The organism is Telluria sp. Soil_C_11, from assembly GCF_057657395.1.
This window is the reverse complement of record NZ_JBDGIN010000002.1, coordinates 239,592-264,007: the sequence shown is the minus strand read 5'-3', so window position 1 is coordinate 264,007 and position 24,416 is coordinate 239,592. Positions and strand designations below refer to the sequence as shown.

The window sequence follows — 24,416 nt, the reverse complement described above, 5'->3', positions numbered from 1 at the left end:
AGATGCGAAACCTGCAGCGCGGCTCAGGCAATCGCGCGCCAGGTGGCGAATCCCGCGATACAGCAGGCGATCGAGCCGAGCAGGTGCACGCCCGAGTGCGCCAGCGCCCAGCCATAGTGTCCGCGTTGCAGCAGCACCATCGCTTCGGCGGAAAAACTGGAGAAGGTCGTCAGGCCGCCCAGGAAACCGGTGATGGCGAACAGCCGCCATTCCGGCGACAGCGCCGGATAGCTGCCGAAAAAGCCCAGCGCCAGGCCGATCAGGTAGCCGCCCACCAGGTTCGCCACCAGGGTGCCGAGCTGTATGTGTGAGTGCAATTGCCCCAGGAAAATAGTCAGGCCCCACCGCAGCCAGGCGCCGAAGGCGGCGCCAAGGCCTACCGCAAGCCAGCTCATCGGCCAGCCCACTTCGCTCTGGCCGCATCGTCGCTGACGCGGGCGTCGACCCAGCGGGCGCCCTCCGGCGTCTGTTCCTTCTTCCAGAACGGCGCCTCGGTCTTCAGGTAATCCATGATGAATTCGCAGGCCGCGAAGGCTTCGCCGCGGTGGGCGGCGCTGACCGCCACCAGCACGATCTGCTCCATCGGCTGCATCGGGCCGACCCGGTGCACGACCAGGGCGCCGTACAAGGGCCAGCGCGCGCGCGCCTGCTCGACGATCTCCTGCAGCGCGCGTTCCGTCATGCCGGGATAATGCTCCAGCTCCAGTTCGGCGACCTTCGCGCCATCGTTCAGGTCGCGCACCGTGCCGACGAAGCTGACCACGGCGCCGACGCGAGGGTCGCCCGCGCGCAGGCGCGCGACTTCCGCGCCGAGATCGAAATCGTCCTGCTGGACCCTTACCTCGATAAAATTCTGCAAGGACTCTCCCTTCATTTGCCCTCCCGGGCCAGGCGCATGAACAGCTGTTCGATGCGCGACGCGGTGCGGGCGTCGGTCAGGGCCGGCAGCGCGACCAGCTCGCGCAGCTGGGCATGGCTGCCTCCGCCCTCTTTCTGCCCGCCCCTGTGGCCGGACTTCAGCGAGGACTGCAATACCTCGACCTGCAGCTTGAGGCGCTCGCGCGCGAACTCGGGGCCGCTGTCGATGCCGGCCCGGATCTCGGCGCGCAGCAGGTCGTGCAGCAGGGTGTCGCGGTTGCGCTCGAGCAGCCGGGCGTAGGCCTCGCGGCCGTCCTGGAGCGCGCGCAGGGCCGCGTCGAAGCGGGTGCGCAGGGTCCGCTCCAGGTCGGCGTCGAGCGGCGGCAAGGCACCCCAGCGCCCTTCCCAGTCGGCCTCGGGCACGCCCTGGCCGGCGACGGCCTGTTCCAGTTCCTGCACCAGGCGCAGCTTGTCGCGCAGCTGTCCGGCCTGGGCCAGGCCAGCGGCGCGCTTCGCCAGGTCGGCGTGATGCTGCACCTGCGCCACCGCGGCGTGGTAGCGCTTCTCGACCCTCGACTCGTGGGCGCGCGGCACCGGCCCGATCGCCTGCCACTCGGCGGCGGCTTCGCGCAGCAGCTTGCCGGCGCTGGCCGGGGTGACGTCGGGCGCCGCCGCTTCCAGGCGCGCGCTGATCGCCTCCTTGGCGGCTTCGTGGGCGCGGCGCTCGATGTCGGCCTCGTGCATGCTTTCCTTGCGGCGCTGGAACACCTCGTCGCAGACGGCGCGGAAGCGCTGCCACAGCGCCTGTTCGCTCTTGCGTTCGAGCGGCAGCGCGCGCGCGTGCTCCTGCCAGCGCTGCTGCAGGGCGCGCATGGTGTCGAGCGCATGGCGGTCGTGCGGGTCGATCGCCGCGGCCTGTTCGATGAGTTCCTCGCGGCTCGACATCTCGGCCTTGCGCTGCTCTTCCAGCGGCCCCTGCAGGATGTTCAGGGCGTCGGTGAACTGCGCATCCAGGCGCTTCTTCTCCTTGCGGTCGATCGCGCCCAGGTGGCTCCAGGCCAGGCGCAGGCGCTGCACCGTGCCGGCCACGTGCTTCCATTCCACCTCGCCGGCGCGCAGGCGCGCGATCTCGGCGTTGGCCTCGTCGACCAGGGCCTGGCCGCGCGCGGCGTTGGCGTGGCGTTCGTCGGCCAGGTGGCGGAAGTGGGCTGCCGCCGGCGCGTAGGCCGCGGTGCAGGCGGCGTCAAAGCGCTCCCACAGGCTTTTCGGGGCGGCGCCGGACAGGCTGTCGAGGGCCTTCCAGCGCTCGCGCATGCTGCCCACCTTCTTGGCCAGCTCGCTCATCCCCAGGTTTTGCGTCGGCAGCGCTTCGACCGTCCTGATCAGTTCTTCGCGCGACACGTTGCCGCCCCAGCGCGCCCAGTCGGACAGGCGCTTGAGCTCGGCGCGCAGGTGGGCCAGGCGGTCGGACTGGGCCGGCGTCAGGCGCATGCCCTTCTCGCGCGACTCCTTCAGCGCCTTGTCGAGCTCGGCGGCGCTGCCCAGCGAGCCCTGCTGCAGGGCCGATTCCATCGCATCCATGGTGTCGATGAAATGCTGGTCGGCGCCGCGCGGCTTGCCCTGCTCTTTCGGTTCTTTCGGTTGTTTCGGTTGTTTCGGTTCTTTCGGCTGCTGCGCTTCCTTGTGCTCGCGCGGCTTGCGCGCTTCCGGCTGCGGCAGGGTCGCCAGCAAGGCGTCGAAGCGTTGCTGGAGCGCGGCCAGGGCCTCGCCCTGCGGCGCCTGCGGCAGGCGGTGCCATTCCTTGCGCAAGGCGTCGGCATTCAGCTCGGCGGCCGGCTTGTCCTGCTGGGCTGCGATAAACGCTTCGCGCGCCGCCAGCGCGGCCTGGCCGGCTTCCATCTCGTGCAGGCTGGCCTGCAGCTTCTGGGCTTCGAGGCCGACCTCCGCCACCAGCCCGCGCGGCAGCGAGGGGTGCTCCGGGGCCTGCAGGGCCTGGGCCTGTTCCTGGGTCAGGGCTTCCAGGCGCGCGGCCAGCTCGGCCGGCGGCAAGGGCTCGGACGGCAGCCGGCGCAGGCTGGCCAGGCGGTCGATCATGGCGCGCTGCAATTGCACCTGCGCCTCCAGGCGCTGGCCCAGCGCGGCGCGCACGGCCGCGAACTCGTCCTGCAGCTCGGGCGCGGAGATCACCGCCCATTTACGGTCGAGGTCGGCGACATGGTTGGGCGTGAGCAGCTCGTCCTTCAACAGCGCCCGCGCCTGTGCGAGCGTCGCTTCGCCGCGCAGGCGTTCCGCCTCGTGGTGACGGTGGGCGTCCAGGCGCGACTGCATCAGCTTGGCGACGCGACGGTCTGTATTGCGCATCGCGGCATGGACGCGTTCGAGCAGCTCGGGGCGATGGACGAACTCGGCCGCGGCCAGGCGTAGCTCGGAAAATTCGCATTGGAGAATGAATTCCACCGCGGCAGCTTCGTCGCCCTGGATCCGGCTCAGCCGTTCCGCCTGCAAGGCGCGCTGCGGGGTCGCGGCAGCGCCTGCCCCCGTGGAGCTCGAGCCCGCAGAGGCCGCCTGTTCCGGTTGCGCCCCCTGTCCGGCCGGCTTGTCGCCGGGCTTGTTGTCGCCCGGCCGCTTGAATAGGAACTCGAACATGATGAAATCGCACTTCCAAAATCGCCATCATAACAAAGAACCATGATGGCCCTGCGCCACCGGACTGGCGCGTGCGGACGGCGGACGCCGGCGCCTCAGTGCAGGAGGGACAGCCCAGCGTGGCGCCGCCCGAATTCCGGGCCGGCCGGCTCATGGACATGCCCGAGCGGATCGGCCAGCGGATGGCGGGATTCGAGCGGCTCCGGGCGCAGGCGCCCGTGCCCCAGGCTTCCGCGCCGTTCGCGCGCCACGGCATCGTGCGCCAGCATCTGGTTGGCGATCGCGAACCAGGCCTCGCCCCGCACCAGGCTGCGCGCCAGGGGAAACAGTTCGTGCTCCTCGCGCTCGAGGCGGCAGCGCAGGGCGGCGATGCAGCGCTCGACGGCTTCGCGGAAGCCCTCGCCGTCGACGCCGCGCGTGCCGGCGTCGACGCAGGCCTCGGCGGACGCCAGCGAATCGGCGGCGCCGCGGCTGATCTGCTCGAGATCGCGCAGCAGGCCGTCGGCGGCGCAGGTGGCGCGGCGCAGGGCCGGGATCAGGAACTTGTCCAGCTTGCGCCAGTGGCAATCGTCCACCACCTGGCGCAGTTCGGCGCACAGCTCCGCCGCCTGGCCGGGAGCCAGGGTGCCGCCATCGTCAGGAAGTGCATGCAGCGACCGCGCCAGCGACTGCAGCGCCGAGCGGACGGTGGTCTGTTCCACGGACAAGGCCACGAGGGTGTAAGTTGACGTCAGCATTTTGTCTCCGCTCAGTTATTCGCCAACACAAAGGTTCACCCGACCGGAAAGGTCAGGACGGGAACCTGGATGGGAGGCGTTGTTTTGAACAGGCCTGAAGGAAGGGCTGGACCCTGAGGTATCGTTTTCATCGGCCTGAAAGAATACCTAGTGTACGGAGGGGCCTGAGCTCAGGCTTGATCTGTCACAAACCGAGCTACCTCGCGCGCCGGCGCGAGCGGACGCGCCGCCAACGCGTATTCAGGCGGCAACGGCCTGGGAGTCGGACAACAGGGCGCGCAGCGGCGCCGCCACGGCGTCGGGCTCGGCACGGGTCACCTCGACCAGCGCACAGCCATGCCAGCGCGCGCATCGCCCCAGCGCCGCGGCCAGGTCGCGCAGCAGGCGCCCGCTCGGCCGCACCCCTGGTTCGAGCGCCACCGACTTCAGTTCGAACACCCCGGCCGCGCGGTGCGCCTTGGCATCGATCCGCCCCACCAGCTGGCCGCGGCGCAGCACCGGCAGCGTGAAATAACCGTACTGGCGCTTCTCGGCCGGGGTATAGCACTCCAGGCGGTAGTCGAATCCGAACAGCTCCAGCGCGCGGCGGCGGTCCCAGACGATCGGATCGAAGGGCGAGAGCAAGGTCGTCACGGTCGGATTCAGGCTCCCCTGCGCCGCCGACGCCAGCAGGCCGGCGTGCTCCGGATGCACGAACACCGGTTCCTTCCAGCCCTCGACGCGGGCGCGCAGCAGCAGGCCTTCATCGGCCAGGGTTCGCGGCGCCAGGTGCGGCGCCCTGGTGCGGTGGTAATCCGGGATCCAGGCCGCCTTCGCCACGCCCAGCGCCTTCACCGCGCGCAGCACGAATTCGCGCCGGACCTGGTCCATGCCCGGCGCGCGGCTGTCGTCCCAGCCGGGCAGCACGCGCTCGGCCAGGTCGTACACGCGATGGAAATTCTGGCGCCGCGCGACCATCACCTTGCCGGCCGTGAACAGCGCCTCCAGCGAACGCTTTTCGGGCTTCCACTCCCACCAGCCGCCGCCCTTGCCGTCCGTGCGTTCGAAGTCTACCGCGCGGGTCGGGCCTTTCATGCGGATATGCTCGAGCACCCGCGCGACATGCTCCGCATTCCCCTGCATCCACTTGGCGCCGGACTTCCAGCCCAGCGGCGCGGTGTCGAGCATGCGGTGGCGGTACAGGCCGTAGTCCTCGATCGGGATGAAGCAGGCTTCGTGGGCCCAGTATTCGAACAGTCTGCCTTCGGCCAGCAGCTGCTCGAGCCAGGCCGGGTCGTAGTCGCCCAGCCGGCTCCACAGCACCAGGTAGGGACTGCGCGCGACCACGCTGATGGTGTCGATCTGCAGCACGCCCATGCGGCGGATCGCCGCCAGCACGTCGTCTTTCGTGGCGCGGGCGCGGCGCGGCTGCAGCATGCCCTGGGCCGCCAGGTGCAGGGCGCGCGCGGCGCCCAGGGAGAGGATAAATTCGCTCATGGCATGATTTTAGTGGACGTATTGCCATGTTGCTCATCAGTCCGAGAACTTTTGTCATGCTCCTGTGGTCTGCGCTATAGTGAGCCCCCTGACTCACCCACCTTCCCGTAAGACATTCCACCCATGCGGCTGCTGCACACCTCCGACTGGCACCTCGGCCAGACCCTGCACAACTTCGACCGGACCCACGAACACCAGCGCTTCCTCGACTGGCTGCTCGAGACCATCGTGGCCGAGCAGGTCGATGCCTTGCTGATCGCGGGTGACATCTTCGACAACTCGAATCCGTCGGCCGCCTCGCAGCGCCAGCTCTACCGTTTCCTGCAGCAGGCGCGCGCCCGCTCGCCGCAGCTCGACATCGTCGCCATCGCCGGCAACCACGATTCGCCGGGCCGGCTGGAAGCGCCCGGCCCGCTGCTCGAAGCGCACGGCACCAGGGTCGTCGGCCACGTGGTGCGCGACGCCGCCGGAGAAATCGACCTCGAACGCCTGGTGGTGCCGCTGACCGGCCGCGACGGCGCCGTCAAGGCATGGTGCGTGGCGATCCCCTTCCTGCGTCCAGGCGACGTGCCGCGCGTGGAGCTGGCGGCGGCGGACGATGGCACGCCAGTCGACGCCTACCTGTCCGGCATCGCCCTGCTCTACCAGCAGGCTTACGCGCTGGCGCGCTCGCGCTGCGCGAACGGCGAGGCGATCGTGGCGATGGGCCACTGCCACATGGTGGGCGGCGATTCCTCGCCGGATTCCGAGCGCCGCATCCTGATCGGCGGCACCGAAGCCCTGCCCTCGTCGATGTTCGATCCGGGCATCGCCTACGCCGCGCTGGGCCACCTGCACCTCGCGCAGAAGGTCGGCAAGCAGGACCACCTGCGCTACTGCGGCAGTCCGCTGCCGCTGTCCTTCGCCGAGATCGGCTACCGGCACCAGGTGCTGCGCATCGACCTCGACGGCGACAAGGCCAAGGAGATCGTCGCGCTGCACGTGCCACGCGCGGTCGAGCTGTTGCGCGTGCCGGCCCAGCCGGCGCCGCTGAAGCAGGTGATCGCCGAGCTGGTCGGCCTCGACCTGCCGGACGCGCCGCTGCACGAACAACCCTATCTGGAAGTGCGGGTGCTGCTCGACGGCCCGGAGCCCAGCCTGCGCGCCCAGGTCGAGGCGGCGCTGGAGGGCAAGCCGGTGCGCCTGGCGAAGATCGAGCCGACCCGCAAGGTGGTCACCGCCGCCGGCATCGACGCCGCGCTCAGCCTGGACCAGTTGGCCCAGCTGCAGCCGGACGACATCTTCCGCCGCCTGTGGCAGCAGCGCTTCGGCGACGAGGCGCCTGCCGACCAGCTGGCCGCCTTCGCCGAGCTGATGCTGCCCACCGATGCGCCGGGCGCCGCCGACCGGGAGTCCGCATGAAGATCCTGCGCATCGGCGGCAAGAACCTGGCCTCGCTGGCCGGCGAATTCGAGGTCGACTTCGAGAGCGAGCCGCTGGCGTCGAGCGGTCTGTTCGCGATCAGCGGCCCCACCGGCGCGGGAAAGAGCACCCTGCTCGACGCCCTGTGCCTGGCCTTGTACGACGCCACCCCGCGCCTGATCAAGGGGCCGCGCGCCGGCAACTTCCTGCCCGACGTCGGCGACGACGTGCTGTCGGTGCAGGACCGCCGCACCCTCCTGCGGCGCGGCACCGCCGAGGCCTATGCCGAAGTCGATTTCGTCGGCAACGACGAGGGCCGCTACCGCGCGCGCTGGAGCGTGCGCCGCTCGCGCAACCGCGCCGCCGGCGCGCTGCAGCCGGTAACCATGAGCCTGCAGCGCCTGCCCGAGCTGCATCCGATCGGCGCCACCAAGACCGAGGTGCTGGGCGAGATCGAGCGCCGCATCGGCCTGTCCTTCGAACAGTTCACGCGCTCGGTGCTGCTGGCGCAGAACGAGTTCTCGGCTTTCCTGCGCACCGACGAGAACGAGCGCGGCGAACTGCTCGAGACCCTGACCGGCAGCGCCGTCTACAGCGAGATCTCGCGCCGCGCCTTCGAACGCTGGCGCCACGAACAGGAAGCGATGCGGCGCCTGACCGCGCGCCTGCAGGACCAGGCCCCGCTGGCCCCGGCCGAACGCGAAGATCTCGAGCAGCAGCTCCTTGACGCCAACCGCCGCCTGGCGGAGGTCGATGTGCGCCGCGCCGCGCTGGAAGAGCGGCTGCGCTGGCACCAGGAACTGGCGCGCCTTCGTGCCGCAGAGACCGCGGCGGAGACTGCGCTGGCTGCGGCCAACGCCGACCTCGACGCCGCGGGCGAACGGCGCCGGCGCCTTGCGACCCTCGACGCCGTGCAGCCGGCGCGTCCGCTGATGGCGGACCTGGCGCGCCTGGCCGACGAGCAAAGACAGGCCCAGTCCCGGCTGGCGGCCGGAGAACAGGAACTGGCGAGTGCGCTGGCGGCCCAGCAGGAAGCCCTGCGCGGCCAGATCGAGGCCGAACGCAAACTCGAAGCGGCCGAGGAAGCGCAACGCGCCGCCGGTCCGCAACTCGACCGCGCGAAAGCCCTGGATGCGACCCTGCAGACCCTGGTGCCTGCGCACGAGAAGGCGCGCAGCGCGCGCGACGCCGCGGCCGAAGAGGCCATGCAAGCCGAGGCCGCGCTGCGGGCCAAGACCCAGGAACTGGCCGCCGCGCGCCAGTCGCTGCAGGACACGTGCGCCTGGCTGCAGGCGCAGCGCACGCTGGAAGGCCTGGCCGGCCAGTGGACGCGCTGGGAACAGCGCCTGGTCCAGGCCGAGGAAGCCGCGCGCCTGGATGCCCAGTCGGCCGCGGCCCTGAACGAGGCGCGCGCCGGCGCCGAGCAGGCGGCAAGCGGCGCCCGGCGCAACGCGGTCGCGCTGGAATCGGCGACGGCACTGCTGGCCAGCCGCGACGAAGCGCGCCGCGCAAGCGCCGACGCGCTGGCCGCCATCGACGCCGAGCTGCTGCGCGAGGAACGGCGCCGGCTGGACGCCCGCCGCGAAGGCCTGGCCTCGCTCGAACAGACCTGGAACGCCTTGTCGGGCGCGCGCCAGCGCCTGGCCGACCTCGATGCGGGCACCCTGCAGGCGACGCAGGCCCGCGCCGCCGCCAGCGAGGCGCTGGAAGCGGCGCGCGCCGCCGGCATCGCCCTCGACGCCGAGGCGGCCCAGGCCGAGCGCCTGCTGAAGGGCGCGCAACTGGCCTGCGCCGACGGCGTCGAAAGCCTGCGCGCGACCCTGGCCGACGGCGACCCCTGCCCGGTCTGCGGCGCCGAAGACCATCCCTACCGCCACCAGGACGAGCGCCTGCACGCGGTGCTTGCCGGCCTGTCCGAGGAAGTCGCCGCGCGCCGCCGCGCGCAGCGCGAGAACGTGAACCTGCAGGCCGAACACCGTGCCGCCTTCGATGCCGCGGGCGAGAAGCTGGCCCAGCTCGGACGCGAACGCGAAGGGCTCGCCGCCAGCGTCGCGCAGCTCGACCAGGAATGGCAGGACGGCGCGCTGGCCACCGAAGCGCCACCCGAAGCCGGACGCGCGGCCTGGTTCGCGGCCCAGTCGGCCCAGCTGCGCGCGGACTTCCAGGCACTGGACGCGCGCGACCAGGCCCTGGGCCGCGCACGGCTGGCGCGCGACGCCGCCCAGCAGGCCTGGGACCAGGCCAACGCCGAGCACGCGCGCCAGCTGGCGGCAGCCCAGCAGGCCCAGTCCTGGCTGGCGAAGCTGGACGCCGACATCGCCGGGCTGGCGGCGCGCCGCGAGGCCGCAGCAAGCAGCCTGGCCGCCCTGCTGGCCGAGCTCGACCCGGTGCTGAGCGATGCCGCCGGCGACGGCTGGCAAGGCCAATGGCAGAGCGACCCGGCCGGCTGGCGCCAGGCGCGCGCGGCCCAGGCCCGGGAGTGGCTGGAACGGTCGGCGCTGCAGGCCCGTTTGAGCGCAAGCATCGATGCCCTCGCCGCCGGCCAGGCCGCGCTGGAGGAACGCGCCGCCCAGGCCGCGCGCCAGCGCGACGCCGTCCGCCAGGACTTCGAACGCATCGACGCGGACCTGCGCGAACGCCGCCAGGAACGCGCCGCCCTGTTCGAAGGCCGCAAGGCGCTCGAGGTCGAACAGGCGCTGGGCGCCGCGGTCGCCGCGGCCCGCCAGGGGCTGGCGGCCTGCCAGGCGGCCAGCCTGCAGGCGGCGCAGCTGGAAGCGCGGGTGCGCGCCGCCCAGGCCCAGGCCCTCGGCCGCATCGCCGACCTGCAGGGCGCCTCCACCGATGCCGCGGCGCGCCTGGCGCTCTGGATCGAGGACTTCGCCGGCAGCGATCCGGAACTGGAACCGGTCGAGAACGAACAGCAGCTGGCCAGCCTGCTCACGGTCGGCGCCGCCCGCATCGCCCAGGAACGGAGCGCCCTGCTCGACCTGGACAACCGCGCGCGCCAGGCGGCCGCGGTGCTGGCCGAGCGCCGCGGACAGCGCGAGCAGCACGAGCGCCAGCAGGCCGCGCTGCCGGCGGTTGCCGTGGACGTGGATGGCGATGCCGCCGCCGACGCCGGCGCGCCGGCCGATGTGGACGCCCTGGCGGGTCTGCTCGACGACGTGCAGGCCGAACGCCGCACCGTGCACGAAACGGCCGCCAGCCTGGCCGTGCGCATCCGCGAGGACGACGGCCGGCGCGAGCGGGCACGCTCGATGATGGCCGAGATCGAACGCCAGCGCGCCATCGAGGAACGCTGGGCCAGGATGGCGGAACTGATCGGTTCCGCCGACGGCAAGAAGTTCCGCAACTACGCCCAGCAGTTCACGCTCGACGTCCTGCTCGGCTACGCCAACATCCACCTGTCGCAGCTGGCACGCCGCTACCGCCTGGAGCGCGTGATCAGCCAGGCCGGCCCGTCGCTGGCGCTGATGGTGCGCGACCAGGACATGGGCGGAGAGATCCGTTCCGTGAACTCGCTGTCGGGCGGCGAATCCTTCCTCGTCTCGCTGGCGCTGGCGCTGGGCCTGGCCTCGCTGTCGTCGAACCGGGTGAAGGTCGAGTCGCTGTTCATCGACGAAGGATTCGGCAGCCTGGACAGCGACACGCTCGGGGTCGCGATGGATGCGCTGGATGCGCTGCAGTCGCTGGGACGGAAAGTGGGCGTGATCTCGCACGTGCAGGAGATGACCGAACGGATTTCCACCAAGGTGCTGGTGCGGCCGGCGGGCGGCGGCAGTAGCGCGGTCACGGTCCAATAATGCGCCCGATGCTAAAATGCGCCCCTTCTATCGTCGTCCCGCGAAGGCGGGAACCCGAGTCGCACGCATTTCGTTGACGCATGCAGAACTTGGGTCCCCGCCTGCGCGGGGACGACGTTAACCAATTTCACGACCAACCATGAACAAACCCGCCCGCTTCCTGACCTTCAAGTGCGCCAAGTGCGCCAAGCCGGTCAAGGTCACCCTGCAGAAAGTCTCGGCCTGCTCGCACATCCAGCCCTACCAGGGCATCTGCGAGTGCGGCGAGATCAAGCGCCACGCCACCGGCAACCCGGATGCCGTGAAGTCCTTCGTCGAGTCGAACGAACTCCACTGGCACCACCACCATTGATCGGGCGCCCCGCTTGAATACCGAACGCATCCACTGGATCGAGAACGGCGAGGATCGGCAGGCAGCCTGGCATTCCGAGAGCGGCTGGCCGGCGCCGAAGAAGGTCGTGCTGGCCGACGACACCATGAACGCCGACACCGCCTACCGCCTGGCGCTGGAAGGCACCGGCCTGCTATGGCGCGGCGACTTCCAGAATGCGCGCCAGCTGCTGCAGGCACTGGTGCGCCGGATCGAGCACAAGGGCGGGCGAAGCAAGCGCGCCAGGACCGCCGCGAAACCGGCAACGCTCACCGAGCAGTTCCACCGCCACCGGCTGGCCCAGCTGCAGCGCGCCCGCACGCTTGCGATGCTGCTGATCCCGTTCGAGGGTGGCTACACGATCCCGCTGCGCCGCGCGCCGGATGTGAAGGAAGCCTGCTCGGAAGCCTATGGCGTCGGCGGCGAGCCCTTCGTCGCTTCGCTGCGCGAGCTGCTGGGCGTGATCGGCGCCCACGAATGGCGCCGCAAGGGTGTCTTCATCCCGGTGCTGGACGAGCGCATCCATCCCTGGTACGGCGTGTTCTCGCCGGTGCGCGGCGAGTACGTGGAACTGGTCGCGCAGGCGCCCCTGCCCGCGGGCGCAACGCTGGCCTTCGACATCGGCGCCGGCACCGGCGTGCTGTCGGCGGTGCTGGCGCATCGCGGGCTGCAGGGCGTGATCGCGACCGACATGGACGAGCGCGCGCTGGGCTGTGCGCGCGCCAACATCGAACGCCTGGGCCTGGAGGGCCAGGTCGAGGTGGTGCGCGCCGACCTGTTCCCGCAGGGCCGCGCCAGGCTCGTGGTCTGCAATCCGCCCTGGCTGCCGGGCAAGCCGAGTTCCTCGATCGAATACGCGGTGTACGATCCGGACAGCCGCATGCTGCGCGGTTTCCTGGCCGGCCTGAAGGAGCACCTGCTGGAGGGCGGCGAAGGCTGGCTGATCCTCTCCGACCTGGCCGAGCACCTGGGCCTGCGTTCGCGCGAGCAGCTGCTGGGCTGGATCGAGACGGCCGGACTGGCGGTCGCGGGCCGGCACGACATCCGCCCCGTGCACCCGAAGGCGAGCGACCCGGACGACCCCCTGGCGGCCGCGCGCATGGCGGAGGTCACCTCGCTGTGGCGCCTGAAGGCTGCTTGAGCAGGCTTGGGCAAACAAGCCGATTTGCACTTCGGGCCAGGACGCGGTAGAATGGCGTTCTCAGACGCGGGGTGGAGCAGTCTGGCAGCTCGTCGGGCTCATAACCCGAAGGTCACAGGTTCAAATCCTGTCCCCGCAACCAAATACTGTATGACAGAAGCCCGACTCTTGAGCCGGGCTTTTGTTTTCTGGGCCAGCGCAGCGCATGAGAGACAAGAAAGACAACGCCACCTTCGACCTGCCGGGCTTCGAGCCTGCCGAACCGGTCGATGCTCTTGTCCCCGAACCGAAGCGCCCCGTCCCGCGCAACCGCCGCAGCACCCCCAGGCAGGAACAGATCCCGCTGCTGGACCTGGACGAAACGGACGCCACCGGCCTGCCGGTGTGGAAGTCCGATCCCGACCTCGATTTGACCGGTTTGCCGGTCTGGAAGCCGGCGGCGTAAGCCAAGCGGTATTCGTTAGCCCCTGCACGTCATTCCCGCGCAGGCGGGAATCCAAGTTCTGCCGGCGTTTCGGTTACGCTTGCAAACTTCGATCCCCGCCTGCGCGGGGATGACGGTTAATTTTAGGCCACCATGTCCACCACCTCCTTCGCCTCCCTCCAGCTAGCCGCCCCCTTCCTTGCCAACCTGACCCAGCTCGGCTACCACGAGATGACGCCCGTGCAGGCCGCGACACTGCCGCTGGCGCTCGGCGGCCGCGACCTGATCGCGCAGGCGAAGACCGGCAGCGGCAAGACCGCCGCGTTCGGCATCGGCATGCTGCTGCGCCTGAACCCGGCGCTGTTCGCGGTGCAGGGCATGGTGATGTGCCCGACGCGCGAACTGGCCGACCAGGTCGCGAATGAACTGCGCCGGCTGGCGCGCGGGATCGGCAACGTGAAGGTCGTGGTGCTCACCGGCGGCGTGCCGATGCGGCCGCAGATCGCGACCCTGGAGTTCGGCGCCCACATCGTGGTCGGCACCCCGGGACGGATCCGCGACCACCTGCAGAAGCGCACCCTCGACCTGGCGCGCCTGCGCACCCTGGTGCTCGACGAGGCCGACCGCATGACCGACATGGGCTTCTACGACGAGATCGCAGCCATCGTGCGCGAATGCCCGGCGCACCGCCAGACGCTGCTGTTCTCGGCCACCTATCCGGACGACATCCGCGCCGCCACCGCGCGCTTCCTGAACGAACCGGAAGAAGTCGCGGTCGAGACGCGCCACGAGCCGGCCCGGATCGCACAGCGCTTTTACGAGATCGGCTTCGACGGCCGCCTCGAAGCGGCAGCGCGCCTGCTGGCCCACTTCCGTCCCGCGTCCGCGATCCTGTTCTGCAATACCAAGGCGCGCTGCCGCGAGCTGGCCGACTACCTGCGCGAACACGGCTGGTCGGCGCGCGCGCTGTACGGCGAGATGGAGCAGCGCGACCGCGACGAGACCCTGGCGCTGTTCGCCAACCGCAGCTGCACGGTGCTGTGCGCCACCGACGTCGCCGCGCGCGGCATCGACGTGGCCGGCCTCGAAGCCGTCGTCAACGTCGACGTGTCGAAGGACCCGGAAGTGCACGTGCACCGCATCGGCCGCACCGGGCGCGCCGGCGAATCCGGCGAGGCGCTGACCCTGGCCGCGCCCAACGAAAAGAAGTGGGTCAAGCTGATCGAGGACTACCAGCAGGCGCCGGCCGAATGGCACCCGCTGGCCGAACTCGGCGACGACATCCACCCCGACGGGCCGGCGCCGATGATGACGCTGTCCATCGCCGGCGGCAAGAAGGACAAGCTGCGTCCGGGCGACCTGCTGGGCGCCCTCACCGGCGACGCCGGCCTGCACAAGGACCAGGTCGGCAAGATCCAGATCGGCGAATTCTTCAGCTATGTGGCGCTCGACCGCAGGATCGCGGAACAGGCCTTCGAGCGGCTCAACGGCGGCAATCCGCTCGGCCCGGAGTTCGGCACCGTCAAGGGCCGCAACTTCAAGATGCGCTGGATCGAGGTCTGAAGCGGGCCGATACTGCTGAGTTGTAACAACGCGTAACAGGCGCGCACGGTTGAGTGCACTACGGGGCACCGCACCTGTAAATCTGGCATGATTTGCACCAAACAGAGGTTAGCAAAATGGCCAGCACACTCACCGTCGGACCAGAACAGCAGCGCATCGAAGGCCGCACCGTCAGGGACATCGTCGAGCACGATCCCGCGCAGGTCAACGAGGCCTGGTGCCGCAAGATCTTCCGCCAGCTCCTGCAGTCGCTCGAGCTGCAGTACGCGATGCACATGCCGCACCGGGCGATCACGCCGGACACCGTGGTCTTCCACGACAACGGCGAACCCCTGCTGCTGCCCTCCGGGGATGCCGGCGTCGACACCGACGAGCCGGCCGACCTGACGGCGCTGGCGCAGGTCGTGCACTTCGCGATCACCCGCGAACTGGTTTCCGGCGGTCCGCTGCGCGGCCGCGTCCCGGACGGCTACAGCGATTCCCTGGTCAGCGCGGTCGACCGCTGCATGTCGGACGATCCCGCCGTCCGTCCGCGCAACATCGACGAGTTGCGCCACATCCTCGGCATCGTATCGCTGGGTCCGTCCGTGCCGGCCGGCGCGCCCGTACCCGCAGCGGCAGCCGCAGCCGCAGCCCCGGCGCCTGAAGCCGCGATGCCGCCATCCGCCTCCCCCGCGAAGGACGCTCTGCCCTCCTTCATGCAGGCCCCGGCCCCGTCCCGCCTCGGCGGCGGACTCGCGCGCTGGCAGCGCTGGGCCATCGCGGCCGGCGGCGGCGCGGTGCTGGTCGCGATCGCGCTGGCCGTGTTCGCCGAGCTGCGTGACTCCGGCTCCTATGACCATATCGTGCTGACCCTTCCGCAATCCGGCGAGCCGGTCCGGGACCGGCCGCGCGCCGCCGCCGCGCTGCGGCCGCAGGCAGCGGAAGAGCCGGCCATGCCCGCCCGGCCGGACCCGGCGGCGCGCCAGGCCGACCTCGACGAAGCGCCCGCGGCGCTGCCGCAGTCTGCCGCCCCTGCCGGCCCAGGCACGGTTGCCGCCCCGGCGCGCCCGAACGCAGCAGTAGCGCAAGCAGCAGCAGCGGCAGCGGCAGCCGGCAGCGCCACCTACAGGCTGCGGATCCAGCCCTGGGGCATCGTCTACGTGGATGGGGTCGACCGCGGCGCCAGCCCGCCGGTCAAGCGCCTGACCCTGGCGCCCGGCAAACACACGATCCGCATCGCCAATCCGAATTTCCACGACCGCGTGCTCGAAGTCGATACCCGCGGCGGCAGCGGCCAGATCGCCGTGGACTTCAACGACGAACCCCGCTAAGCACGCACCCATGAGACCCATGCAGCGACTCCACCTCCTTGCCCTCGCCACCGCCGGCGCCCTGCTGCTCGGCGGCTGCGCCGAGTTCCCGATCTTCGACCAGAAGCAGGCGCGCACGCCCTCGCACCCGAAGGCTGCCGAAGCGCACACCCCGTCGGCGGCGCGCGACGCCGCCCCGCCGCGCGAAGCCGCCGCCCGCGCGCGCGACCGCGACGGCGACGGCGTGCCCGACGCGCCGAAGGAACCGGACGGCCTGCGCGAAGGCATCCGCCTGTACAACGACGGCGATTTCAACGGCGCGATCCGGCGCCTGTCGCGGCGCGACGTCAACAACGGCCCGCTGGCCACGCGCCTGACGGCCCTGAAATACCTGGCGTTCAGCTACTGCGTGACGTCGCGGCCGGCGCCGTGCCGCCAGGCCTTCGACCGCGCGCTGCGCCTGGACCCGACCTTCGACCTGGCGCCCGGCGAGCACGGCCACCCGCTGTGGGGACCGGTCTTCACCAAGGCCAAGCAGGCGGCCGCCACGCGCTGACGCCGGCAAGGTCCGGCAGCCGTTGCACGCACGCGGTGCGGCTGCGGTGGTAGCATGCCGGCATGACCGCTCCCTCTCCTTCTTCGTTCGACGCGATCGTCGTCGGCACCGGCCCCGGCGGCGCCAGCGTGGCGCGCGAGCTGGCCCGGCACGGCGCGGCCGTGCTGATGCTGGAACAGGGCAGCGCCGCCCCGCTCAAGGGCACGCTCGGCCAGATGGCGGGGATGGCCGCCGTGCCCGGCAAGGGCGCCTTCATCCATCGCGACGCTTCCCTTCTGGTGCGCGCCATCACGCTGGGCGGCACCTCGACCATCAACTTCGCCACCGCGGCCCCGCCGCCACGCGCGATGTTCGCCGCCCACGGCATCGACCTCGAACCGGCGCTGGCCGAACTGCGCGCCGAGCTGCCGATGGCGCCGCTGCCGGACGCGCTGGTCGGCCCGATGGCGGCCCGCATCATGCAAGCGGCGCTCGCCCTCTCTCTCGACTGGCGCAAGCTCGACAAGCTGATCCGGCCCGAGTCCTGCCGCCGCGGCTGCTGGCGTTGCGTGACCGGCTGTCCCTTCGGCGCCAAATGGACCGCGCGCGATTTCGTCGACGAAGCCCGCGGCCACGGCGCGGTGCTGCTTGCGGGCGCACGGGTGATACGCGTGCTGGTCGAAGATGGCCGCGCGGTGGGCGTGGAGGCCTGGGTCGGCGGCGAGACCCGGCAGTTGCGCGCCGGCCGCGTGGTGCTGGCCGCCGGCGGCATCGGCAGCCCGCGCCTGCTGCGCGCTTCGGGGCTGCTGGCGCGCCCGGCCGCGTTCTTCAGCGATCCGGTGGTGGCGGTGATGGGCAGCGTCGACGATCTCGGTACGGACGAACCCGGCGGCGCCGAGGTGCCGATGGCTGCAGGCGCCAGCTGGAGCGAGGATGGCATCGCGCTGGCCGACCTGACCCTGCCGCAGGCGATGTTCCAGGCCTTCGCCCTGCAGGCCGGCCGCGTCGACCGCCTGCTGGCGCATCGCCGCACGCTCAGCATCATGGTCAAGATCCGCGACGGGATCGGCGGGCGCGTGGGCCAGCGCTGGGTCGACAAGACCCTGCAGCCGGCCGACCGCGAAAAGTTCGACAAGGGCATCGCGATCGCGCGCGGCGTGCTGGAGCAGGCCGGCGCCCGCCATATCTTCGCCAGCCACCACTTCGCCGCCCATCCCGGCGGCAGCCTGCGCATCGGCGACCAGGTCGACGGCGGCCTGCAGACCGCCACGCCCGGCCTGCACGTGTGCGACGCTTCGGTGATCCCCGAGCCCTGGGGCCTGCCGCCGACGCTCACCCTGCTGGCGCTGGGCAAGCGGCTCGGCCAGCAGCTGACCAAGAGCGCCTAAAAGCCCTCAGGGCAAGGCGCGTCGTCGAAGACAGTACGCTAGTACGGCGAGACGATGCAACGCCGCCATGAGGGCTTCTTAGGCGCTCTTAAAACATCCCCTGCTCGTTCAGCATCGGATCGGGCTGCATCTGGCCGATGTCCCACATCTCGGCGATCCTGTCGCCCTCGAAGCGGAGGATATGGGCGATTGCGATGTCGGGCGCGCCCGGCTGCATCCGCGCGCGCGAGTGGACCGCCACCAGCGGCCCGTCGGCGATCGCGCGCTGCACCTCGAACAGCATGTCCGGGAAGCGCGCCGCGTTCTCCAGCATCCCGGCCTTGATCGACTCGGCGTCGCTGCGGAAATGCGGATTGTGGTGGCGGAATTGCGGGCCGGCGTAGCGTTCGAAGGCTTGCTCGACCTGGCCGGCGGCGGTCATCTGCAGGAAGGCCACGGCGGCTTCCTTGTACGTGGTGTTCGTCGTCATTTCTTGATCCCATCCAGAGTAGTGTTGACCCAGTGACGCACCGCCTCCCCGTCCGCCATATTGCCGCCGAACGGGTAGTCCGGCACGAAGGGTTCGCGGGTCGCCTGCGCGGTCCTGAAGATCGCCGAGGGGATGCGCAGGGCGCCGTGCCCGCTCGGCAGTGCGATGATATTGATCTCGCCGAACGGAGAATAACCGAGGGTGGGCTCGCCCAGCACCACGGTATCGCCCATCGCGGCGAGCTGCTGCAGGAAATTCATGCAGGAGCTGAAGCAGTTGCGGTCGATGACGGCGGCCGCGCGCGGTCCGTGCGGGCGGCGCACCACGACCGGCGCGGCGGCGGCATCGGCCTTGCCCGCTACCTGCGCCATCCGCTCGCCGGCGCGCATCGCCGCCTCGACCCTGGCGAGGTCGGCCTCGCTTTCCGCTTTCGAGGCGGCGAATTCCGGCGCCGCGATGTAGCGCCTGAGCAGGTCCGCAGTCCCGGTGTCGGCGATCAGGTATTTGCTGGCGCCGCCCGCGGCACTGAGCTGCCGCGCATAGGCCTCGCCGTACAGCGCCGCCAGCGCGCGGCTGCCCCAGGTCGAGTCGCCGCCGCCGTTGCCGCGCAGGTCGAACACGATCCAACCGGACTTCGGCAGCGCGGCCAGCTGCGGATACAGCGCCTCGTAGGCCGTACCCGAACGCGCGCCATTAAAGTCGGGCATGCCGACCCAGCGCTTGTCCGGCGCCAGCGTGCTGACGCCAACCGGGCTGGCGACGGCGCGCCAACGCGGCTGGAGCGCATCCAGGCGGGCCTGCGCGACCTCGCCCGGCACGCTGCGCAGCGGCAGCGCTAAGGTCTTGCGGCTGCCGTCGGGCAGCTCGAAGTCGCAGGCCGACGGGGTCCAGCCCAGGCCCAGGTCGAACATCACCTGCTGCGCCAGGCTGCTGAAGGTGGCGCCGTACTCGACGCTGCGGTTCATGAAGGGCGCGACCTGCAGCTGCAGCCAGGTGCCGATCCAGCTGCCGTCGCAGCTGTGCACCACGCTGCCGGTCGGCGGCAGCGGCGTGGGCCAGCCCGGCTCGGACCAGACCACGCGGTAGCGCCCGCCCTTTGCCGCGCTGTCGCGGTCGATCACCAGGCCGGTCCAGCCGCGCACGGCCAAGTGCAGGTCGATGCCGGTATGCGGGTCGCCGAAGCCGCCGATGAAGCGCATCATCAGGCGCCGATAATCCTGCTCGCTGCGCACCGCGTCCGCCTCCGGCAGGCCGGCGCGCAGTCCCGCCGCCAGCGGCAGGGTCACGCTCGGCTGGCCGTCCACGTAGCCGGCATGGCGGGTGCGGATGGCCTGCGCCGCGAAGTTCAGGTCCTGGCGCGCGATGGCGGCCCAGTCGCTGGACTCGGCCGCGGCATCCGCATGCCCTGCGGCGCCCAGCATCGCCAGGCACAGGGCGGCCGCATGTCTACCTTTCGTCAGCGGGGCACGCATGGGCTCAGGCCTTGACGTTGACCGTGGCCGGGAATGCCGGCGGACGGCGGCGCAGGCTGGCCTGCTCGTAGGCGTAGGCCATGCCGATCAGGGCCGCCTCGGTCCAGGCGGTGCCGACGAAGGAGAGCCCGACCGGCAAGCCCTGCACATAGCCGGCCGGCACCGTCACGTGCGGGTAGCCGGCCACCGCCGCCGGTGAGGAAAAGCTGCCGCCGTAGTGGTCGCCGTTGATGTAGTCGGTCAGCCAGGCGGTGCCGCCGGTCGGGGCCACCAGAGCGTCCAGCTTCTCGTCCTTCAGGATCCTGTCGATGCCCTCTTCGCGCGAGAAGCGCAGGTTGTTGGCCAGCGCGTCGCGGTAGGCCTTGTCGTCCAGGCCGGGCTTCTGCCGGGCGGCGACCAGATGCTCCTGGCCGAAGTGCTGCAGCTCGCGGCCGGCATTCTTTTCGTTGAAGGCGATCACGTCGGCCATGGTCCTGACCGGCGCATGCGGCGCATAGTTCGCCAGCCAGGCTTCAAGGCCGGGGCGGAATTCGGCCAGCAGGACTTCGAGTTCGCTGTCGCCGTATTTGTCGATGTTCGGCACCTGCACGTCGACCAGCACCGCACCCTGCGCCTTCAGCACCGCCAGCTCCTTCTCGATGACGGCATCGATGGCCGGGCTGCTGCCGAAGAAGTTGCGGGCCACGCCAATGCGCTTGCCGCGCAAGGCGTCGGTGCGCAGCGCCGCGGCGTAATCCGCCGCCTTGCCCTGCCCGTCCCTGGTGGCCGCGTCGTCCGCATCGACGCCGGCGATCGCGCCCAGCAGCAGCGCCGCGTCGGCCACGCTGCGGGTCATCGGACCGGCCGTGTCCTGCGAATGGGCGATCGGGATGATGCCGCTGCGGCTGACCAGGCCCAGGGTCGGCTTGATGCCGACGATGCCGCAGGTCGACGAAGGCGAAACGATCGAGCCGTCGGTCTCGGTGCCGATCGCCAGGGTCGCCAGGCCGGCCGCCATGGCCGCCCCCGAACCCGAGCTCGAACCGCTGGTGTTGCGGTCCAGGGCGTAGGGATTGCGGGTCTGGCCACCGCGCCCGCTCCAGCCGCTGACCGAGTGCGTGGAGCGCATGTTCGCCCACTCGGACAGGTTGGTCTTGCCGAGGATGACCGCGCCCGCCTCGCGCAGCTTTTGCGCGACGAAGGCGTCCCTGCTGGCGCGCACGCCGGCCAGGGCCAGCGAGCCGGCCGTGGTGCACATCTTGTCGGCGGTGGCGATGTTGTCCTTGATGAGGACCGGGATGCCGTGCAGCGGGCCGCGCAGCTTGCCAGCCTTGCGTTCGCGGTCCAGTTCCTCCGCGATGGCGACGGCGTCCGGGTTCAGTTCGATGACGGAATTGATGCGCGGGCCGGCCTTGTCGATGGCGGCGATGCGCGCCAGGTATTGCTGCACCAGCGATTTCGAACTCAGCTTGCCGGCCGCCATCCGGGCCTGCTGTTCCTGGACGCCCGCATCCAGGATACTGCCCCCGGCTGCCGTGCTGCGGCCATTTGCCGCATTAGCCACTTGCGCCACGCCGGCGGCCCCTGCCGCCACGCCTGCGCCTACTCCCAGCCGAACGAAATCCCTGCGTTTCATGCAATCCTCCGCGTCAGATAATGCATGAGCATAGCAGCAAAGTTGCTCATGTGACACGGTTTCAGTGCTAACGGATCGGTTGCGGCGGGCGCGCTGGGGTGCGCAGCCGCTCAGGCATCGCCCGGGCCCGTCCCTGCACCGCGCGGACGCCTGCTTCCGGCCCGGTGTTCAATACCTCTTCGGCGGGACAGCAGGCCCCGGCCCCACCAGCGCCGGCACGGGTTCTCCTGTAGCGGCAAAACATGCATACTTCGGTCTTGTTCATGGTGTCCTCCTGAAGACATCGAAGAATCTGATATGATCGCAAAAGCGGAACGCGATTCCGCATTATAACCGGAACGTCGTTCCGGTTAATAGATATTTTTTATGGATACCAACCCAAATCAAGAAGAAGCCTCGCCGGAGGTGGATGACCAGCAGCCGCGCGCCAGGCGTGTCGACGCCCAGCGCAATCTGCGTTCACTGCTGCAGGCGGCCATGGATGTGTTTGCCCAATCGGGCGTCGACGCGCCGGTGCGCGCGATCGCCGAGCGGGCGGGCGTGGGTGTCGGCACGGTCTACCGCCACTTCCCGCAGCGCGCGGACCTGATCGTCGCCGTCATGAAGTCGCAGATCGACGATTGCGCCGATGCCGCCGCCAGCTTCGCCGGCGAGTACGAACCCGGCGAGGCCTTGTCGCGCTGGATGCAGCGCTATGTCGACTTCATCGTGACGAAGCGCGGGCTGTCCGGCGCCCTGCAATCGGATAACGCCGCGTATGCCGCGCTGCCGGAATACTTCTTCGGCCGCTTGCGGCCCGCCCTCGCCTCGCTGCTGCAGACCGCCGTCGAGCGCGGCGTGATCCGTCCCGGCTACGAGGCCGACGAACTGCTGCGCGCCGTGGCGACGCTGTGCAAGGCCAATCCCGACGAGGACACCGCCGCGACGCGGAAGATGGTGGGATTGCTGGTGGATGGATTGCGCTGCCGGGCCTAGCCGCGCGCGGATTGCGCCGCGTACGGACGAAAAAAAACGCTGCCGGGGCAGCGTTTTTTTCTTGAGCAGCAGTCGGCTTAGTTGCGCACGACTTTCTTGTACTCGGCGGTGCGGGTGTCGATTTCGATGACGTCGTCCTGGTTGACGAACAGCGGCACCTGGATGGTGAACTGCTTCGACTCGATCGCGTTTTCCAGCTTCGCTTCTTTCATGACGTTACCCGAGGTGTTGCCCTTGACGGCCGGCTCGGTGTAGATGACCTGACGCGCGATGGTGATCGGCAGTTCGACCGAGATCGCCTTGCCGTCGTAGAACACGGCTTCGCATTCCATACCGTCTTTCAGGTAGTTGATGGCGTCGCCCAGGTTCTCTTCTTCGATTTCGTACTGGTTGTACTCTTCGTCCATGAACACGTACAGCGGGTCGGCGAAGTACGAGTAGGTGACCGGCTTCTTGTCCAGCACGACCACGTCGAACTTGTCGTCGCCGCGGAATACGTTTTCCAGCGGAGCGTTGGTCAGAAGATTCTTCATCTTCCACTTGTAGGTGAAGCCCGTGCGGCTCGAGCCGTTGACGTCAGAGCGCAGCACGATGAAAGGCTTGGCATCGACCATGATGATGTTGCCGACACGAATTTCTTTTGCGGGTTTCATAGGAATTATTAACCAAAAAAGGAGTTGCAGTAACCGAGCATCATACCACGTTATTTTCCGGCCGCCTATCGAAGGGACCGGGCGAAATTCAGCAGATTGCTCACTAGATCGCCATTTACCAACATCTGCGCTTCCCACTCGTGGGCCCGGCTTACGATCGTCGGCAATTCGGCTTGCAGGGACGTCCACAGTTCGTCCATGCGTCCTTCCCCTGCCTCGTTCCAGCGCAGGGAAAAGTCGACCAGACTCTGCGTATTCACCGCATACTTTTGCAAGAACGCGCGGAGTTTAACATGATGCAAGTTTTCATCTTGCGGATAAATGTGCCAAATGAAAGGACGGGCTGCCCACTGGGCACGCACCCAGGAGTCTTCGCCGCGCACGAAGTTCAGGTCGCAGGCCCATAGCAGGCGGTCGTAGTCGGTCTGGGGCATGAAGGGAATCACGCGCACCGTCAGCGCGCCGCGGGTGACGGCCGTGCCAGCTTCGGCCTCCACGCCGAGGAAAGCCTGCACCTGTTCGCGCGCCACGCCTTCCGGCACCAGGCAGGTGACCTTCCCTCCGCCCTGTTCCCAGGCCTGGAACAACTCCGCCACCGGGGCCTGCGGGTAGCAGAACAGGCTGACCTTCAGCGCATCCATCTCGGCGGGCAGGACGCCCAGGCCCGCCAGGAAGTCGGCGGCCGCGGACGGGTCGGCCTGGAAGCGCGCACGCTCTTCGACCAGGCCGCGTTCGCGCAGCAGGCCGCCGGTCTTGTCCGTAAAGCCAGGGAAGAAGAAATGCTTGGTCAGTTTCAGGCGCGGATGCATGGACGGCAGCCGGTGGCAGCCTTCGACCCACTCCTCGGCGCTCAGGCCTTCGTAGTTGATCCAGACCGGGCGCGGCTCGCACTGCGCCATCGCGGCGATATAGCCGGGCGGGAGATCGACGCCGAAGAATTCGATCACCATGCCGGGAATATCGCCCGGGGCGAAGTCGCCGTCCTGGCCGGCCCAGTGGCGCACCGTGACGCCATCGATCTGCTGCACGGCGGCGTTCACGTCCACTTGCGGCCAGATGCGGCGGAAACTCGCCAGGTCATCGACCCACAGCGTAACGGCAATGCCGTGCTCGGCATGGAATTGACGCGACAGGCGCCAGCAGATGCCGATGTCGCCAAAGTTATCGACGACCTTGCAGAAAATGGCTAGCGTGCGAGGAAATTTAGGCGACATGATCGTTTGAAAAGAGTGGACGACCAAATAGAAAAACCGAAGCACCTTTCCGCATCTGCGGGTGGTCTGCTCCGGTCTTTGACTGGCGTCCCCACGGGGATTCGAACCCCGGTACTCACCGTGAAAGGGTGATGTCCTAGGCCTCTAGACGATGGGGACCTAAAACTTTTCTACTTCTACAACTTGGTGGAGGTAAGCGGGATCGAACCGCTGACCTCTTGCATGCCATGCAAGCGCTCTCCCAGCTGAGCTATACCCCCAAAACATCTCAACAAAAGAGCCGCCCAAGGCGGCTCCTTGCAATGCTGGCGTCCCCACGGGGATTCGAACCCCGGTACTCACCGTGAAAGGGTGATGTCCTAGGCCTCTAGACGATGGGGACCT

At 69.6% G+C, this 24,416-nt stretch carries 20 protein-coding genes and 4 tRNA genes; 11 read left to right on the top strand and 13 right to left on the bottom strand.

Features of this window, described 5'->3' with window-relative positions; genetic code table 11:
- Nucleotides 1–23 precede the first annotated feature (23 nt).
- The 5 genes from crcB to AC3A6M_RS04090 all read right to left on the bottom strand — a co-directional run bounded on the left by crcB (nucleotide 24) and on the right by AC3A6M_RS04090 (nucleotide 5,717).
- Nucleotides 24–395, bottom strand: coding sequence for a fluoride efflux transporter CrcB (gene crcB, locus AC3A6M_RS04110; RefSeq protein ID WP_487851457.1), 372 nt, complete (start codon nucleotides 393–395; stop codon nucleotides 24–26).
- A complete protein-coding gene (gene moaE, locus AC3A6M_RS04105; RefSeq protein WP_487851733.1) occupies nucleotides 392–847 on the bottom strand; it encodes a molybdopterin synthase catalytic subunit MoaE in 456 nt (151 codons plus the stop codon). Before moaE ends, crcB begins: the two co-directional genes overlap by 4 nt.
- 23 nt (nucleotides 848–870) lie before the next feature.
- On the bottom strand, nucleotides 871–3,504 hold the full coding sequence (locus AC3A6M_RS04100; RefSeq protein ID WP_487851456.1) for a DUF349 domain-containing protein: 2,634 nt from the start codon (nucleotides 3,502–3,504) through the stop codon (nucleotides 871–873).
- A gap of 95 nt (nucleotides 3,505–3,599) precedes the next feature.
- Entirely contained in the window at nucleotides 3,600–4,241 is a 642-nt protein-coding gene (locus AC3A6M_RS04095) for a hemerythrin domain-containing protein (RefSeq protein WP_487851455.1), read from the bottom strand.
- Between the two features lie 240 nt (nucleotides 4,242–4,481).
- Nucleotides 4,482–5,717: a winged helix-turn-helix domain-containing protein gene (locus AC3A6M_RS04090; protein WP_487851454.1), complete on the bottom strand. Its 1,236-nt coding sequence runs from the start codon at nucleotides 5,715–5,717 to the stop codon at nucleotides 4,482–4,484.
- 123 nt (nucleotides 5,718–5,840) lie between these two features.
- On the opposite strand from AC3A6M_RS04090, the gene AC3A6M_RS04085 reads away from it, so the two are divergent.
- From AC3A6M_RS04085 to AC3A6M_RS04040, 10 genes are all read left to right on the top strand, one after another.
- Nucleotides 5,841–7,118: an exonuclease SbcCD subunit D C-terminal domain-containing protein gene (locus AC3A6M_RS04085; protein WP_487851453.1), complete on the top strand. Its 1,278-nt coding sequence runs from the start codon at nucleotides 5,841–5,843 to the stop codon at nucleotides 7,116–7,118.
- Nucleotides 7,115–10,921 (top strand): AAA family ATPase, encoded by a 3,807-nt coding sequence (locus tag AC3A6M_RS04080; RefSeq protein WP_487851452.1) that lies wholly within the window; start codon nucleotides 7,115–7,117, stop codon nucleotides 10,919–10,921. The genes AC3A6M_RS04085 and AC3A6M_RS04080 overlap by 4 nt, the downstream gene beginning before the upstream one ends.
- 139 nt (nucleotides 10,922–11,060) lie before the next feature.
- The gene (locus AC3A6M_RS04075) at nucleotides 11,061–11,273 is read left to right on the top strand and encodes a hypothetical protein (protein WP_036240255.1); all 213 of its coding nucleotides are present in this window, start codon (nucleotides 11,061–11,063) and stop codon (nucleotides 11,271–11,273) included.
- A gap of 13 nt (nucleotides 11,274–11,286) precedes the next feature.
- Nucleotides 11,287–12,432: a methyltransferase gene (locus AC3A6M_RS04070; protein ID WP_487851451.1), complete on the top strand. Its 1,146-nt coding sequence runs from the start codon at nucleotides 11,287–11,289 to the stop codon at nucleotides 12,430–12,432.
- A gap of 65 nt (nucleotides 12,433–12,497) precedes the next feature.
- Nucleotides 12,498–12,574, top strand: a tRNA-Met gene (locus AC3A6M_RS04065).
- Between the two features lie 63 nt (nucleotides 12,575–12,637).
- Nucleotides 12,638–12,877 (top strand): hypothetical protein, encoded by a 240-nt coding sequence (locus AC3A6M_RS04060; RefSeq protein ID WP_487851450.1) that lies wholly within the window; start codon nucleotides 12,638–12,640, stop codon nucleotides 12,875–12,877.
- Nucleotides 12,878–13,009: 132 nt separating this feature from the next.
- Nucleotides 13,010–14,419 (top strand): ATP-dependent RNA helicase DbpA, encoded by a 1,410-nt coding sequence (gene dbpA / locus AC3A6M_RS04055; protein WP_487851449.1) that lies wholly within the window; start codon nucleotides 13,010–13,012, stop codon nucleotides 14,417–14,419.
- A 116-nt stretch (nucleotides 14,420–14,535) separates the two neighbouring features.
- Nucleotides 14,536–15,732, top strand: coding sequence for a serine/threonine-protein kinase (locus AC3A6M_RS04050; RefSeq protein ID WP_487851448.1), 1,197 nt, complete (start codon nucleotides 14,536–14,538; stop codon nucleotides 15,730–15,732).
- Between the two features lie 19 nt (nucleotides 15,733–15,751).
- Nucleotides 15,752–16,267 (top strand): TssQ family T6SS-associated lipoprotein, encoded by a 516-nt coding sequence (locus AC3A6M_RS04045; RefSeq protein WP_487851447.1) that lies wholly within the window; start codon nucleotides 15,752–15,754, stop codon nucleotides 16,265–16,267.
- A gap of 62 nt (nucleotides 16,268–16,329) precedes the next feature.
- A complete protein-coding gene (locus AC3A6M_RS04040; protein WP_487851446.1) occupies nucleotides 16,330–17,634 on the top strand; it encodes a GMC family oxidoreductase N-terminal domain-containing protein in 1,305 nt (434 codons plus the stop codon).
- Nucleotides 17,635–17,722: 88 nt separating this feature from the next.
- Here the strand turns inward: AC3A6M_RS04040 and AC3A6M_RS04035 are convergent, their stop codons facing one another.
- Genes AC3A6M_RS04035 through AC3A6M_RS04025 form a run of 3 tightly spaced genes read right to left on the bottom strand, consistent with a single transcriptional unit; the run spans nucleotide 17,723 to nucleotide 21,190 of the window.
- A complete protein-coding gene (locus tag AC3A6M_RS04035; RefSeq protein ID WP_487851445.1) occupies nucleotides 17,723–18,103 on the bottom strand; it encodes a nuclear transport factor 2 family protein in 381 nt (126 codons plus the stop codon).
- On the bottom strand, nucleotides 18,100–19,575 hold the full coding sequence (locus AC3A6M_RS04030) for a hypothetical protein (protein WP_487851444.1): 1,476 nt from the start codon (nucleotides 19,573–19,575) through the stop codon (nucleotides 18,100–18,102). Before AC3A6M_RS04030 ends, AC3A6M_RS04035 begins: the two co-directional genes overlap by 4 nt.
- A gap of 4 nt (nucleotides 19,576–19,579) precedes the next feature.
- Entirely contained in the window at nucleotides 19,580–21,190 is a 1,611-nt protein-coding gene (locus AC3A6M_RS04025) for an amidase (protein ID WP_487851443.1), read from the bottom strand.
- 366 nt (nucleotides 21,191–21,556) lie between these two features.
- Here AC3A6M_RS04025 and AC3A6M_RS04020 point away from each other — a divergent pair, with 366 nt between their 5' ends.
- The gene (locus AC3A6M_RS04020) at nucleotides 21,557–22,165 is read left to right on the top strand and encodes a TetR/AcrR family transcriptional regulator (protein WP_487851442.1); all 609 of its coding nucleotides are present in this window, start codon (nucleotides 21,557–21,559) and stop codon (nucleotides 22,163–22,165) included.
- 77 nt (nucleotides 22,166–22,242) lie between these two features.
- On the opposite strand, the gene AC3A6M_RS04015 is transcribed toward AC3A6M_RS04020, so the two are convergent.
- The 5 genes from AC3A6M_RS04015 to AC3A6M_RS03995 all read right to left on the bottom strand — a co-directional run bounded on the left by AC3A6M_RS04015 (nucleotide 22,243) and on the right by AC3A6M_RS03995 (nucleotide 24,414).
- The gene (locus tag AC3A6M_RS04015; RefSeq protein WP_258845939.1) at nucleotides 22,243–22,818 is read right to left on the bottom strand and encodes an elongation factor P; all 576 of its coding nucleotides are present in this window, start codon (nucleotides 22,816–22,818) and stop codon (nucleotides 22,243–22,245) included.
- 65 nt (nucleotides 22,819–22,883) lie between these two features.
- The gene (earP, locus tag AC3A6M_RS04010; RefSeq protein ID WP_487851441.1) at nucleotides 22,884–24,032 is read right to left on the bottom strand and encodes an elongation factor P maturation arginine rhamnosyltransferase EarP; all 1,149 of its coding nucleotides are present in this window, start codon (nucleotides 24,030–24,032) and stop codon (nucleotides 22,884–22,886) included.
- A gap of 83 nt (nucleotides 24,033–24,115) precedes the next feature.
- Nucleotides 24,116–24,191, bottom strand: a tRNA-Glu gene (locus AC3A6M_RS04005).
- A 25-nt stretch (nucleotides 24,192–24,216) separates the two neighbouring features.
- Nucleotides 24,217–24,292: transfer RNA gene (locus AC3A6M_RS04000), tRNA-Ala, on the bottom strand.
- A 46-nt stretch (nucleotides 24,293–24,338) separates the two neighbouring features.
- Nucleotides 24,339–24,414: transfer RNA gene (locus AC3A6M_RS03995), tRNA-Glu, on the bottom strand.
- Nucleotides 24,415–24,416 lie beyond the last annotated feature (2 nt).